General features: G+C 66.6%; 11 protein-coding genes. 7 read left to right on the plus strand and 4 right to left on the minus strand.

Annotated elements, in window-relative coordinates:
• The first annotated feature begins 1 nt into the window (after position 1).
• From BP26_RS0104710 to BP26_RS0104720, 3 genes are read left to right on the plus strand one after another with little or no spacing between them, the layout of a single operon-like run.
• Positions 2-838: a CheR family methyltransferase gene (locus tag BP26_RS0104710; RefSeq protein ID WP_029919424.1), complete on the plus strand. Its 837-nt coding sequence runs from the start codon at positions 2-4 to the stop codon at positions 836-838.
• Between the two features lie 5 nt (positions 839-843).
• Positions 844-1,431, plus strand: a complete 588-nt coding sequence (locus BP26_RS0104715; RefSeq protein WP_436233348.1) for a chemotaxis protein CheB — start codon at positions 844-846, stop codon at positions 1,429-1,431.
• A 50-nt stretch (positions 1,432-1,481) separates the two neighbouring features.
• A complete protein-coding gene (locus tag BP26_RS0104720; RefSeq protein WP_029919426.1) occupies positions 1,482-2,594 on the plus strand; it encodes a hybrid sensor histidine kinase/response regulator in 1,113 nt (370 codons plus the stop codon).
• Between the two features lie 19 nt (positions 2,595-2,613).
• Here BP26_RS0104720 and BP26_RS0104725 read toward each other — a convergent pair whose 3' ends face one another.
• The 4 genes from BP26_RS0104725 to BP26_RS0104740 form a co-directional block, all read right to left on the minus strand.
• A complete protein-coding gene (locus BP26_RS0104725) occupies positions 2,614-3,234 on the minus strand; it encodes a hypothetical protein (protein WP_029919427.1) in 621 nt (206 codons plus the stop codon).
• A gap of 151 nt (positions 3,235-3,385) precedes the next feature.
• Positions 3,386-3,589 (minus strand): hypothetical protein, encoded by a 204-nt coding sequence (locus BP26_RS0104730; protein WP_029919428.1) that lies wholly within the window; start codon positions 3,587-3,589, stop codon positions 3,386-3,388.
• A gap of 42 nt (positions 3,590-3,631) precedes the next feature.
• Positions 3,632-4,093 carry a hypothetical protein gene (locus tag BP26_RS0104735; RefSeq protein WP_029919429.1) on the minus strand — a complete coding sequence of 154 codons (462 nt, stop codon included), beginning with the start codon at positions 4,091-4,093 and terminating at the stop codon, positions 3,632-3,634.
• A gap of 353 nt (positions 4,094-4,446) precedes the next feature.
• Positions 4,447-6,144 carry a PQQ-dependent sugar dehydrogenase gene (locus BP26_RS0104740; RefSeq protein ID WP_436233347.1) on the minus strand — a complete coding sequence of 566 codons (1,698 nt, stop codon included), beginning with the start codon at positions 6,142-6,144 and terminating at the stop codon, positions 4,447-4,449.
• Between the two features lie 363 nt (positions 6,145-6,507).
• On the opposite strand from BP26_RS0104740, the gene BP26_RS30060 reads away from it, so the two are divergent.
• From BP26_RS30060 to BP26_RS0104760, 4 genes are all read left to right on the plus strand, one after another.
• Positions 6,508-7,347 carry an OmpW/AlkL family protein gene (locus tag BP26_RS30060; protein ID WP_051748316.1) on the plus strand — a complete coding sequence of 280 codons (840 nt, stop codon included), beginning with the start codon at positions 6,508-6,510 and terminating at the stop codon, positions 7,345-7,347.
• A gap of 136 nt (positions 7,348-7,483) precedes the next feature.
• Positions 7,484-8,077 (plus strand): chalcone isomerase family protein, encoded by a 594-nt coding sequence (locus BP26_RS0104750; RefSeq protein WP_029919432.1) that lies wholly within the window; start codon positions 7,484-7,486, stop codon positions 8,075-8,077.
• A 180-nt stretch (positions 8,078-8,257) separates the two neighbouring features.
• The gene (gene treF / locus BP26_RS0104755) at positions 8,258-9,799 is read left to right on the plus strand and encodes an alpha,alpha-trehalase TreF (RefSeq protein WP_036516169.1); all 1,542 of its coding nucleotides are present in this window, start codon (positions 8,258-8,260) and stop codon (positions 9,797-9,799) included.
• A 61-nt stretch (positions 9,800-9,860) separates the two neighbouring features.
• Positions 9,861-12,167, plus strand: coding sequence for a S9 family peptidase (locus BP26_RS0104760; protein ID WP_051748322.1), 2,307 nt, complete (start codon positions 9,861-9,863; stop codon positions 12,165-12,167).
• Positions 12,168-12,232 lie beyond the last annotated feature (65 nt).

The following is a 12,232-nucleotide window of genomic DNA, read 5'->3' on the forward strand; positions in this document are numbered from 1 at the left end:
CATGAGCGACGCCGACGACCAGGCTTTCGATATCGAGCTCAAGCTGCTCGTCGATGCCATCTTCCTGCGCTACCACTACGACTTCCGCGGCTATGCCCAGGCCTCGCTGAAGCGGCGCCTGACGGTGGCGCGGGACCGCTTCGGTTGCCGCAGCCTGTCGCAGTTGCAGGACAAGGTGCTGCACGACCCGGCGACCTTTCCGGCGCTGCTGGACTATCTCACCGTGCAGGTCAGCGAGATGTTCCGCGACCCCGCCTACTTCCTGGCCCTGCGCGAGAAGATCGTGCCGCTGCTGCGCACCTATCCCTCGCTGAAGTTCTGGGTAGCCGGATGCAGCACCGGCGAAGAGGTCTACTCGCTGGCGATCCTGCTGCGCGAGGAGGGCCTGCTGTCGCGCAGCCTGATCTACGCCACCGACATCAACAGCCATGCCCTGGCCAAGGCCGAGGCCGGCGTCTTCGAGATCGACCGCATCCCCGGCTTCACCGAGAACCATCGCCGTTCCGGCGCGCGTTCCTCGCTGTCCGACTACTACACCGCCGCCTACGGCCGCGCGGTGTTCGACAAGTCCCTGCGCAAGCACATCGTCTTCTCCGACCACAGCCTGGCCACCGACAGCGTCTTCGCCGAGGTGCAGCTGGTGTCCTGCCGCAACGTGTTGATCTATTTCAACCGTGAACTGCAGGACCGCGCCGTCGGGCTGTTCCACGAGGCGCTGTGCCGCAAGGGCTTCCTCGGCATCGGCTCCAAGGAATCGCTGCGCTTCTCCCGGCACGCGGGTTCCTTCGTCGACCGCGTGCGCGAGGACCGCATCTACCAGAAGGCGGATCAGCCGTGATCGCGCTGCCCGGTAATATCGAGAACATCGACGGCATCGTCATCGGCGCATCCGCCGGCGGCGTCGAGGCCATGTCGGCGATCCTGCCGGCCTTGCCGGCGAGGTTGCGTGCCGCGGTGTTCGTGGTGCTGCACCTGCCGCGCGAACGGCCCAGCCTGCTGGTCGATATCTTCAGCCACAAGTGCGCGCTGCCGGTGCGCGAGGCACAGGACAAGGAGCCGGTCGAGCCGGGCACCATCTACTTCGCGCCGCCCGACTACCACCTGCTGCTTGACGCCGGCCCCAGCCTGTCGCTCTCCGCCGACGAGCTGGTGCATTATTCGCGCCCCTCCATCGACGTGCTGTTCGAGTCGGCGGCGGACCAGTACGGCGCGCGCCTGCTCGGCATCATCCTCACCGGCGGCAACCGGGACGGCGCCGCCGGCCTGGCGGCAGTGCGTCGCCGCGGCGGCGTGACATTGGTGCAGGAACCCGGCGAGGCACAGGTACCGCTGATGCCGGAATCGGCGCTGAAGGAAGGGCCGGTGGATTTCGTGCTGCCGCTCGAACGCATCGCCGCGCTGTTGCGCACCCTGGCGGGAAGGATGGAGTGATGAATGAACCATTGCGCGGGAGCGATGGGTTCCCGCAGACTGGCGCACCCATGCAGACCCGAGTGAAATGCCTGCTGGTCGACGACCTGGAAGAGAACCTTCTGGCGTTGTCGGCCCTGTTGCGGCTGGACGACGTCGAGCTGCTCCTGGCCCGTTCCGGCGCCGAGGCGCTGGAACTGCTGCTGGTGCACGACGTGGCCCTGGCCCTGCTCGACGTGCAGATGCCGGACATGGACGGCTTCCAGCTCGCCGAGCTGATGCGCGGCAGCGACCGCACCCGCCATGTGCCGATCATCTTCGTCACCGCCGGCGCGCGCGACCAGCACCGCCTGTTCAAGGGTTACGAGAGCGGCGCGGTGGATTTCCTGTACAAGCCGATCGATGCCCACATCCTGCTCAACAAGGCCAATGTCTTCTTCCAGCTGTTCCGGCAGAAGCAGCAGCTGGCGCGGGAACTGGAGGAGCGCACCGAGACGCTGCATCTCAACGAGATGTTCATGGCGGTGCTGGGGCACGACTTGCGCAATCCGCTGACCGCGGTGCTGGGCTTCGCCAAGGTATTGCAGCAGCGCGGCGGCGACGAAGCGGTGCAGAAGATCGGCACGCGCATCCTCTCCAGCGGCGAGCGCATGCAGCGCATGATCGAGGATGTGCTCGACCTGGCGCGCGCGCGGCTGGCCGGCGGCATCGTCATCCGGCCCAGCGCCGCCGACCTCGGCGCCCTGGTGTCGCGCGTGGTGCAGGAGCACCAGGCCGCCTTTCCCGGGCACCGCATCGACATGACCCAGGTCGGCAACCTCTCCGGCGAGTGGGACGCCGACCGACTGGCCCAGGTCGCTTCCAACCTGATCGGCAACGCCCTGCAGCACGGCGAGGGCAGCGAGCCGGTGCGCATCTCGCTCGATGGCTCCGCCGCCCGTCACGTGGTGCTGTCGGTGGCCAACGCCGGCGAGATTCCGTCCGATCTGTTGCCTTGCCTGTTCGATCCGTTCCACGGCGGCAAGCGCCGCATGGGCCGCAACGGCGGTCTCGGGCTGGGCCTGTACATCGTGCAGCAGATCGTCAGGGCGCACCGCGGCAACGTCGAAGTGCAGTCCGGCGGCGAATACGGCACGGTATTCCGCGTCAGCGTGCCGCGCGAAAGCTCCGCCGGCGCGCTGTAGGAGGCGCCCGCAGCTGCTCCTAGTGAGCGGCCGCCGGCATGAAATGCAGCAGCAACAGGTGCGCCGGCACGTACAGGACCAGTGGGTAGCCGATCAGCGCCACCAGCAGCCAGGCCCAGGCCGGCATCCATTGCTGTGGTGCGCTATCCGACAGGCCGTACACATAATTGATGTTGACCGGTTTCACGCCGGGCCGGTCCGAGGGCGGCGGCATCAGGAAATAGCAGACCAGCACGAGTACGGTGGACAGCGCGGTCCAGATCGGCAGGGCGCGCGGGTCATAGCCGCTGCGCAGCAGCAGGCCGATCAGCAATAGCGGCAGCCACCCATGGAACAGCGACAGCCCGCGCAGCAGCAGGGAGCGCCGCCTGTCGAACATGTAATCGGTCATGCCGCTGGCGCGGCCGCCGACGAGCCGGACGATGAAATCCAGCAGCCAGTAGACCTGCGGGATGAGGATGCCGGTGGCGGCGATGGACAGCAGCAGCGGGTCATCCAGCCACAATCCGCCCAGCGTCAGGAACAAGGCCAGGTCGCAGAAATAGAGGAAATTGGTGGGGCCGTAATTGCGCAGGTAGACGGGTACCAGCACAGCCATGAACGCGGTGTAGGCCAGCTTCACCGCAAGCAGGAAAACCATCCGGTCAACGCTCCCTGATTCGAATTATTCGCACCCGTCTATGGTGCGGGCATTGTCCGCGAAGGGCAATGCCAGGGCAGCAAACAACGCGGCCGAAGCGGCAACCCGATGGCCCCGGGCGCCGGCTTCGACCGTTTTCAACTCTGGCAGCTCAGGCTGCGATGCGGTCCGGCAGTCCTTCGACGAGGCGCTCGAGGGCGGTCAGCAGGCGTTCCTGCGCCTGCAGCACTTCACGGAACTGCGGATTGACGGGATGCAGGGCGCCATCCCAGTGCAGGCACTCGCGGCTGGCGGCGATGTGCGCGAGGTGCTGACTGATCATCTGGCTTCTGCGGGCGAATTTGTCTGCGGTCATTGCGGGACTCCGTCCTCTTTGAAGTCGTTGGGGGAAATGTTTCTACTGTTTGCTGCCGGGAGAAAACGTGGTGGCATAGATGCATAGCGTCAACATGGTCAGCGCCATCAGTACGCTGGTGAATACCGAGGGCTTGCCCGCGGCAGTGTCGCCATCGCCATCCATGAACTTGAGCAGGACCCTGCGGGCCTTGTCATGGGCGCCGTGCCGGCTGCCGCTGGATGAAGCTGTGAAGTCTTCCGAGGACGGCCACGCCACCGATACCGGCTTGCCGTCGCATTCGGCGATGACGCCGCCGCCACCGCCATAGACGTGGCTGATGGAGCAGGGCGCCACGCCCTTGATCGTGCTCTTTGGCGCTGGGCCGCCGCCCTGGCCGATCGACACCGGCCCGGCTGAGGCGACCCGTACCGGCGGACTGCTCCGCGCCTTGACCGGGTCGGCATAGACCAGTTCATAGGCGCTGCCCTGGGGCAGATTGATGTCGGTCGAGTGAATGATCATGGTTGAACCCCTGAAACCGTCCGTGGCGAAGCAGGATTCCAAAAACCGCTACAGCACCTTCCCGGGGTGGAGCGGCATCTCCGGCCGTCCGCACCGCGCGGTGTGGTTATATCGATTGCGAATCCCGTGCCAGCGGAGCCGGTCTCGGCGCGCCGGATTTTTTACTTGTTATTCAGTCTTTTATCGGAGACCGACCGGCAGGTGCACGGAGCCTGCGTCGGTGCGGCGATGGCGCACCATGTAAATCTTGCCGGCAGTCGTGTAATGGCGGCGCGGCGCTTGCCGGTCATGGACCGAGCGCCTATCTGCCTGCCGCGCCGCCCATCGATCTGTCCGGCGTCCTGTCTGCCGCCCTATTTTCCGGTGTAGTCGACGCGCCAGATCGAGTTCGAGCCGTCGTCCGTCACCAGCAGCGCGCCGTCCGGCGCGGTGGTGACGCCCACCGGACGTCCCCAGACCTGGCCGTTGGGCAGGACGAAGCCGGTGAGGAAATCCTGGTATTCGCCGCCAGCCTTGCCGGTCTGGTGCAGCGGGATGCGGATCACTTCGTAGCCGGCGCGCACCGACTTGTTCCAGGAGCCGTGCTCGGAGGCGAACAGGTCGCCGGCGTAATCCTTGGGGAAGCGCTGGCCCTGGTAGAAGGCGATCTGCAGCGAGGCGTTGTGCGGCTGCAGCAGCACGTCGGGCACGATGGCCTTGGCCTTCAACTCGGGATGCTTGCCCTCATGGCGCGGGTCCTGATGGCTGCCGAGATACCACCAGGGCCAGCCGTAGAAACCGCCTTCGCGCACCGAGGTGATGTAGTCGGGCACGAGATTGTCGCCGAGGCCGTCGCGTTCGTTGACCGTGCACCAGAGCTGGCCGCTGGCGGGATCGATGGCGATGCCGGAGGGGTTGCGGATGCCGGAGGCGTGGACGCGCATGTGCGCACCGTCTGGATCGAAGGCGAGGATATTGGCGCGGTTCTTTTCGCCCGGCGTGGTGTCCGGATCGTCGACATTGGAAGCGGAGCCGACGGCGGCGTACAGCGTCTTGCCGTCGCGCGAGAATTGCAGGTCGCGGGTCCAGTGGCCACCGCCGTGCGGCAGGTCGGCGATGCGCTCCGGCGGGCCGCTGGCTTGCAGATCGCCGCTGCTGTAGGGGAAACGCAGGATGGCATCGGTGTCGCCGACGTAGAGCCACTTCGGATCCGGCCCGGCGGGATAGAAGGCGATGCCGTAGGGGCGGCTCAGCCCGGCCGCGAAAATCCCGGAGCGTTCCGGCTTGCCATCCGCCGTCAGGCCGCGGAACACGTGGATGCGGCCGGCGCTGCTCTCGGCGACGAAGACGTCGCCGTTGGGCGCGACGTGGATCACGCGCGGCGTGGCGAGGCCGTCGGCATACAGGTTCACCTTGAAGCCGGCGGGCGCCTGCGGCAGGACGCCGTCCGGGCGCGGCACGATGCTCGCGGAGTTGCCGGCGGAGCTGGTGGCGTAGGGCGCGGGCAGGTCGGCCAGGGTGATCTTGCGCGTGGTGCCCGGCACTTCGTAGCGGAAGTCGGTGAACGGCGCCTGCGGCGGCGGCGCGTCGATGGCTGCGGCGGATGTGGTGGGTGCGGCGACGACGATAGCCGCGGTCGGCAGCGTCTTCAGGTAGCTGACGAGTTGCCAGCGCTGTTCCCCGCTCAAGGAGCCCCAGGCGGGCATGCCGCTGTCGACGGCGCCGTTGGTGATGAACCAGAACACCTCGCCATCCGTGGCCTGCTGCGTGGCGCCGTGCGCCAGCGCCGGGATGTTGCCGCTGCCTTCGGCGTTGCGGCCATGGCAGCCGGCGCAGTTCGTTGCGAAGAGGGCGCCGCCGGCGGTGGCCGCGGCGGCCTGGCCGCTGTAGGGATTGGCGAGCCTGGCGGCGGTGGCCGGTGCGTTGTGGAAGGACGGCTGCTCCGCGGCGAGGCAGGGCACGGAAAGAAGCGTGAGGGTAGAGAGCAACAACACCGCCAGGAAACGCGGCGGTACGGGATAGGGCCTGGCCAAAGCATGCCTCCATGCAGTGCGCGGAAACGGGAACAACACTCCGCGGGGCCCGGCCGATGGGGAGCCACCAGCCTGGCCCCCCAAGTTGGCTCCCGCGGTTTCCGCGGTTCGGCGCGGAGCATGCCATCAATGCCCGGCTTTTGTCCCGCATTCCGTCGGTTGCGCAGGGTAAAGATAAGGCAAGGATCGTTTCTGGAATTCCGCGGTCATAGTCGCGCACCGGGACGGTGCGGTTCCGGGAACGGACGCGCAGCCCTGGGGCTCCGGCGCATGAGGTGCCGGAAACTGGAGCGTCATCCTGGAGCGCTGCCGGGGATGCAGACAAGGACAGTGCCGTGCCATCGCAGGCGCGGTCAGGGGCGGACGAGCAGTGCTGCCTTGCTGGCACGGAGGAGAGAGGCGATGAAGGGAGTCATGGGGCGGCTGTGCACGGCGCTGGCGCTGGCCGCGGTCTGCGGCGGTGCGCGGGCGGCGCAGGCGGGCGACAACGTCGTCCAGTTCGGCTGGCTGCACCTGATGCCGAACTCGGACAGCACGCCGCTGCATACCGAACTCAAGCCCAGCCTGATCGGTACCCTGGCGGGCGTGCAAAGCTCGTTCGACTCGCCGGGTACCTCGGCCAGGGTGGGGGCGGCCGATACTGTGGCGCTGATCACCACGCATTTCCTGACGCAGCATTTCGCCGTGCAGTTCGTCGGCGGCGTGCCGGCGCGGGTCGATATCTCCGGCGCCGGCCTGGTCAAGCCGACCGGCCTGCTCGGCAATTTCCTCAACGTGGACCTGGGCGCGCCGCAGAACAATCCCCTGGTATCGGTGCAGGAATGGACCCCGGTGGCTCTGCTGCAGTACTACTTCGGCCGCCCTGCCGGCGTGTGGCATCCCTACCTTGGCCTGGGCGTCAGCTATGCCTGGTTCAGCGGCTACTCGGTCAACGGCGAGTTCAGGAAGAGCCTGGAATCGAACTTCGGCAATGTGTTGTCCCTGGCCACCGGGCACAGCGGGCCGACCTCGGTCAGCGCCTCGGCCTCGCGCTCCTGGAATCCGGTCTACAACGCCGGGCTGTCCTACGACATTTCCAGGCACTGGGGCATCGCCACCTCGCTGACCTACTCACCGCTGGCCAGTACCGCTACCATCAATGTGTCGGCGCAGGACGGCACCGTGTTGGCGAGCAGCAAGACGCGCCTGAGCCAGAACGCGCTGATCACGGCCTTGCTGGTCAATTACCGCTTTCACTTCTGAGTGTCTGAAAGTCGCGTCAGGAACGCGGCGGCGAATCCCCGGTCCAAGGCTTAAGGGCGGGAACACGCCCGCTGAGTTCGAGCCGCCGTCGCCGCGGCAAGGCCATGCGCTCATGGTGCGACAAGGAGAAGGATACATGGACAATCGGATAGGAAAGCGCGGCGCTGCCGCTTTGTTGTTGCTGACACTGGCGAGTACGCAGGTGCTGGCAGCCACGGTTTCGGGCGTGAAGGTCGAAGACCAGGCCACGGTGGACGGCAAGAGCCTGGTATTGAATGGCGCCGGCCTGCGTACCAAGTACCTGCTGGCCGACGTCTATGTCGCGGCGCTGTACCTGCCGCAGAAGAGCAGCGACGCCGGCCAGATCGTCGCCGGACATGAGCCGCGCCGCATCAGCCTGATCATGAAGCGCGACGTCGATACCGATACCATGACCAAGGCATTTCACGAGGGCGTGACCAAGAACCTGTCCGCGTCCGAAATGACGGCGTTGAAGCCGCGCCTGGATCAACTCGACCAGAGTTTTGGCAAGGTCAAGGCACTGAAGAGCGGCGATGTGATCAACCTGGATTTCGCCGCCGACGGCAGCACCCACGTGGTCTACAACGGCCAGGCCGAGGATTCCATCTCCGGCGCCGACCTGTCGGCCGCATTGCTGAAGATCTGGCTGGGCCAGAACCCGGTGCAGGATGACCTGAAGCAGGAACTGCTGGGTGCGAAGAAAGGCTGAGTCGCGCCGGGTGCCGCCATTGCGGCGCCCGGCGTGTGTAAACAAGGGTGGCCCCGGGGAACAAATGCCGCCTCTTACCGTCAGTAGGGTAGACGAAAGCTAAGGACCACCATGACACCCAAGACGGCGGCGGTGACGTCGCCGGATTCCGAAGTGCACGCCGGCGCCCGGTTGCCGGAGATGCCGCAGGCCGACACGCTGACGCCGGCCGACCGTTACGAGGAACTGTTCGTCGAGGTGCAGACGGCGCGCATCTTCCCCGACAGCAAAACCTTCGTCGACTGCGCGCCGAAAAGCGACCCCGACGCAATCCTCGCGGCCTACCGCAAGGAACGCACCCAGCCGCAGTTCGATCTCGCGGCTTTCGTGCAGCGCCATTTCGACATGCCGGAGGTGCGCAACAGCCACTACGTTTCCGACCCCGAGCAGAGCCTGCCGGACCATATCGATACGCTGTGGACGGTGCTGACGCAGCATCCCGACGATCATCCCCCGCGCTCCTCGCTGCTGCCGGTGCCCAATTGCTACGTGGTGCCCGGGGGGCGTTTCGGCGAGATGTATTACTGGGATTCCTACTTCACCATGCTGGGCCTGGCGGAAAGCGGCCGCCATGACCTGTTGCATTTCATGGCCGATAACTTCGCCTACCTGATCGACACCTATGGGCATGTGCCCAACGGTACCCGTACCTATTACCTGAGCCGCTCGCAGCCGCCGGTGTTCGCGTTGATGGTGGAACTGTTCGAGCAGCACGGCGTGAAGCCGGCGCTGCGCTACCTGCCGCAGTTGCGGCGCGAGTACGAGTTCTGGATGGATGGCGCCTGCGAGTTGCGGCCGGGCGAAGCGCGGCGGCGTCTGGTATGCCTGGCGCAGGGCGTCACCCTGAATCGCTACTGGGACGACCGCGACACGCCGCGGGAGGAGTCCTACCTGGAGGATGTGACCACGGCGGCGAAGGCAAGCCGGCCACCACACGAGGTCTACCGCGAGCTGCGTGCGGCGGCCGAATCCGGCTGGGACTTCAGCTCGCGCTGGCTGGGCGAGCCCAGCCGGCTGGAGACCATCCGCATCACTTCGATCCTCCCGGTGGACCTCAATGCGCTGCTTTACAAGCTCGAGCGCACGCTGGCCGAGTTGAGCGAGGCCGGCGGGGATGCGGATGATGCGGCGTTGTTCCGCGATAAAGCGGAGGCGCGGCGGCGGACCATGAATACCCTGTTGTGGGACGAGGGTATCGGCACCTTCCTCGATTACGACTGGGCGCTGGAGCAGCGGCGGCCGCAGCCCACAGCAGCCTCGCTGGTGCCGCTGTTCGTCGGCCTGGCCTCGGCGCCGCAGGCGGCGCGCACCGCGGAGATGGCGCGCGCCCTGTTGCTGGAGGAGGGCGGCCTCGGCACGACGCTGGTGCACAGCGGCGAACAGTGGGATCAGCCCAACGGCTGGGCGCCGCTGCAATGGATCGCCGTCAGCGGCCTCAATGCCTATGGCCATGAGGATCTGGCGGACGAGATCGCCCGGCGCTGGCTGGAAACCGTGTCCGCGGTCTACCTGCGCGATGGCAAGCTGGTGGAGAAATATTCCCTGCGTGGCGCGGCCGGCGGCCGCGGCGGCGAGTACCCGCTGCAGGACGGCTTCGGCTGGACCAACGGTGTGACGCGCAAGCTGCTGGACCTGCACCGGGGGCACGAGGCGCACCGCTGCACCGCGCCGCCGAAGGACTGACACGCGGCCTGCCAGCCGCCGGTGTATTGTTGGCGCATCCACTTTTTCAGGGAAGTGCTGCATGCACAAGTTCTTTGCTGTGCTGGCGCTGTGCGCGGCGATGCCGGGCATGGCGGCGGAGTTGAGCATCGACCGGCTGTTCGACGATCCGGCCTTGTCCGGCAAGGCGGCACAGGGCGTGAAGGTTTCCCCGGCCGGGGATCGCGTCACCTTCCTGCGCGGGCGCGAGGACGACCAGTTCCGGCTCGATCTGTGGCAGTTCGACCTCAAGTCCGGGACGACGCGGCTGCTGGTGGACTCGAAGCGGCTCGTGCCGGACGAGCATCTGTCCGACGCGGAGAAGGCGCGGCGCGAACGCGAGCGCACCGCCCTGTATCACGGCATCCTCGACTACGGCTGGGCGCCGGACGGCAAGCGCCTGCTGTTTCCGCTGGGAGGGGAGCTGTATCTCTACGACCTGCAGGCCGATGCGGACCGCGCGGTACGCCAGCTCACGCACGGCGGCGGCGACCTCATCGATCCGAAGATTTCGCCGCGCGGGCGCTACGTCTCATTCGTGCGCGGCCAGAACCTGCATGTGATCGATTTGCAAAACGGCAGGGAGCGCGCGCTGACCCGCGATGGCGGCGGCACCGTCCATGAGGCGGAAGCCGAATTCGTGGCGCAGGAGGAATTCGCCCAGAGCAGCGGCTACTGGTGGGCACCGGACGACAGCCTGATCGCCTTCAAGCGCTACGACGAGTCCGGCGTGCCGGTGGCGCGGCGCTTCGAGGTCTATGCGGATCACACCGAGGTGGTGGAGCAGCGCTATCCCGCGGCGGGCGAGACCAATGCGCGGCTGAAACTGGGGCTGGTGTCGCCGGACGGCAAGTCCGCGCCGCGCTGGATCGATACCGGCGCCGATGCCGACATCTACCTGCCGCGCCTGAACTGGCTGCCGGACGGCAAGCACCTGGCCTACCAGCGCCTGTCGCGCGAACAGAAGACGCTGGAGCTGCTGCAGGTGGATGCGGCGAGCCTGAAGCAGAGCACCCTGCTCACCGAACATTCGAATGCCTGGATCAACCTCAACGACGATCTGCATTTCCTGACGCGGCAGGCGGCATTCGTCTGGGCTTCCGAGCGTTCCGGCTACAAGCATTTGTACCTGTACGGCCTGGACGGCAAGCTGATCCGGCCGCTCACGGCGGGGGACTGGGATATCGACGGGGTGCTGGCGGTGGACGAGTCCGCCAACCGTATCTACTTCGGCTCCAACAAGGATCGCATCGAGGACAGCCAGGTCTATACGGTGCCGCTGGATGGCGATGCGAGTGCTTCGGCTGCGCCGGTGCCGCAGCGCATTTCCCAGGGTGAGGGTTGGCACAAGGCCAGCTTCGGCTGCAGCGAGGCGCAGACGGAATGCAAGGTGGGGTTGTACGTCGATACCTGGTCGGATGCGCTCGATCCGCCGCAGACCTCGGTGCGCGGCGCCGACGGCAGGCTGCTGGCCTGGATCGAACAGAACGCGCTGGACGCGCAGCATCCGTTCGCGCCGTATCGTGGCGGCCTGGCCGCGCCGGAATTCGGCTCGCTGGCGGCGAGCGACGGGCAGAAGCTGGCCTGGCGCCTGATCAAGCCGGCGCATTTCGATCCCGCGCGCCGCTACCCGGTGCTGGTGTATCTCTATGGCGGTCCCGGCTCGCAGCTCGGCGCCAACCGCTGGGATGCGCGCGGCCTGTTCATGCAGTATTTGGCACAGCAGGGTTACCTGGTGTTCACCCTGGACAACCGCGGCACGCCGCGGCGCGGCCGCGCCTTCTCCGATCCGATCAAGAGCCGGCTCGGCGCGGTGGAGGTGGAGGACCAGCTGGCCGGCGTGCGCTGGCTCAAGCAGCAGCCCTGGGTCGATGCGCAGTACGTCGGCGTATTCGGTTGGAGCTACGGCGGTTACATGACGCTGATGCTGCTGGCCAAGGCCTCGGACCAGTTCGCCGCCGGTGTGGCGGTGGCACCGGTGACCGACTGGCATATCTACGACACCGCCTACACCGAGCGCTATCTCGGCACGCCGCAGGAGAATGCGGCCGGCTACGAGGACAGCGGCGTGTTCAAGTGGCTGACGGGGTTGCGCTCACCCTTGCTGCTGGCGCACGGCATGGCCGACGACAACGTGCTGTTCAGCAATTCGACCCGCCTGATGGCGGCGCTGCAGACGCAGGGCACGCAGTTCCGGTTGATGACCTATCCGGGCGGCAAGCATGGATTGTCGACGCCGGCCATGCAGAAGCATCTATTCCACACCATCGCCGGCTTTCTCGACGAGAAATTGCACGGCGATGTGGCGCAGGGAGGGGGTATGCCCCGCTTAGAGCCTGTAACAGAATGAATCGCACCTGCGTTGCAGTCCAAAATCGCGTCAGGCAAGGCGGAGGCCCCAGCCATGGTGATTCC

Source organism: Nevskia soli DSM 19509 (assembly GCF_000711955.1).
Taxonomy (GTDB): domain Bacteria; phylum Pseudomonadota; class Gammaproteobacteria; order Nevskiales; family Nevskiaceae; genus Nevskia; species Nevskia soli.

Coding starts and splice junctions, on each gene's coding strand:
- BP26_RS0104750 (WP_029919432.1), top strand. CDS start 7,484: ATGGACAATCGGATAGGAAAGCGCGGCGCTGCCGCTTTGTTGTTGCTG.
- BP26_RS30060 (WP_051748316.1), top strand. CDS start 6,508: ATGAAGGGAGTCATGGGGCGGCTGTGCACGGCGCTGGCGCTGGCCGCG.
- BP26_RS0104725 (WP_029919427.1), bottom strand. CDS start 3,234: ATGGTTTTCCTGCTTGCGGTGAAGCTGGCCTACACCGCGTTCATGGCT.
- BP26_RS0104760 (WP_051748322.1), top strand. CDS start 9,861: ATGCACAAGTTCTTTGCTGTGCTGGCGCTGTGCGCGGCGATGCCGGGC.
- BP26_RS0104735 (WP_029919429.1), bottom strand. CDS start 4,093: ATGATCATTCACTCGACCGACATCAATCTGCCCCAGGGCAGCGCCTAT.
- treF (WP_036516169.1), top strand. CDS start 8,258: ATGCCGCAGGCCGACACGCTGACGCCGGCCGACCGTTACGAGGAACTG.
- BP26_RS0104720 (WP_029919426.1), top strand. CDS start 1,482: ATGCAGACCCGAGTGAAATGCCTGCTGGTCGACGACCTGGAAGAGAAC.
- BP26_RS0104710 (WP_029919424.1), top strand. CDS start 2: ATGAGCGACGCCGACGACCAGGCTTTCGATATCGAGCTCAAGCTGCTC.
- BP26_RS0104730 (WP_029919428.1), bottom strand. CDS start 3,589: ATGACCGCAGACAAATTCGCCCGCAGAAGCCAGATGATCAGTCAGCAC.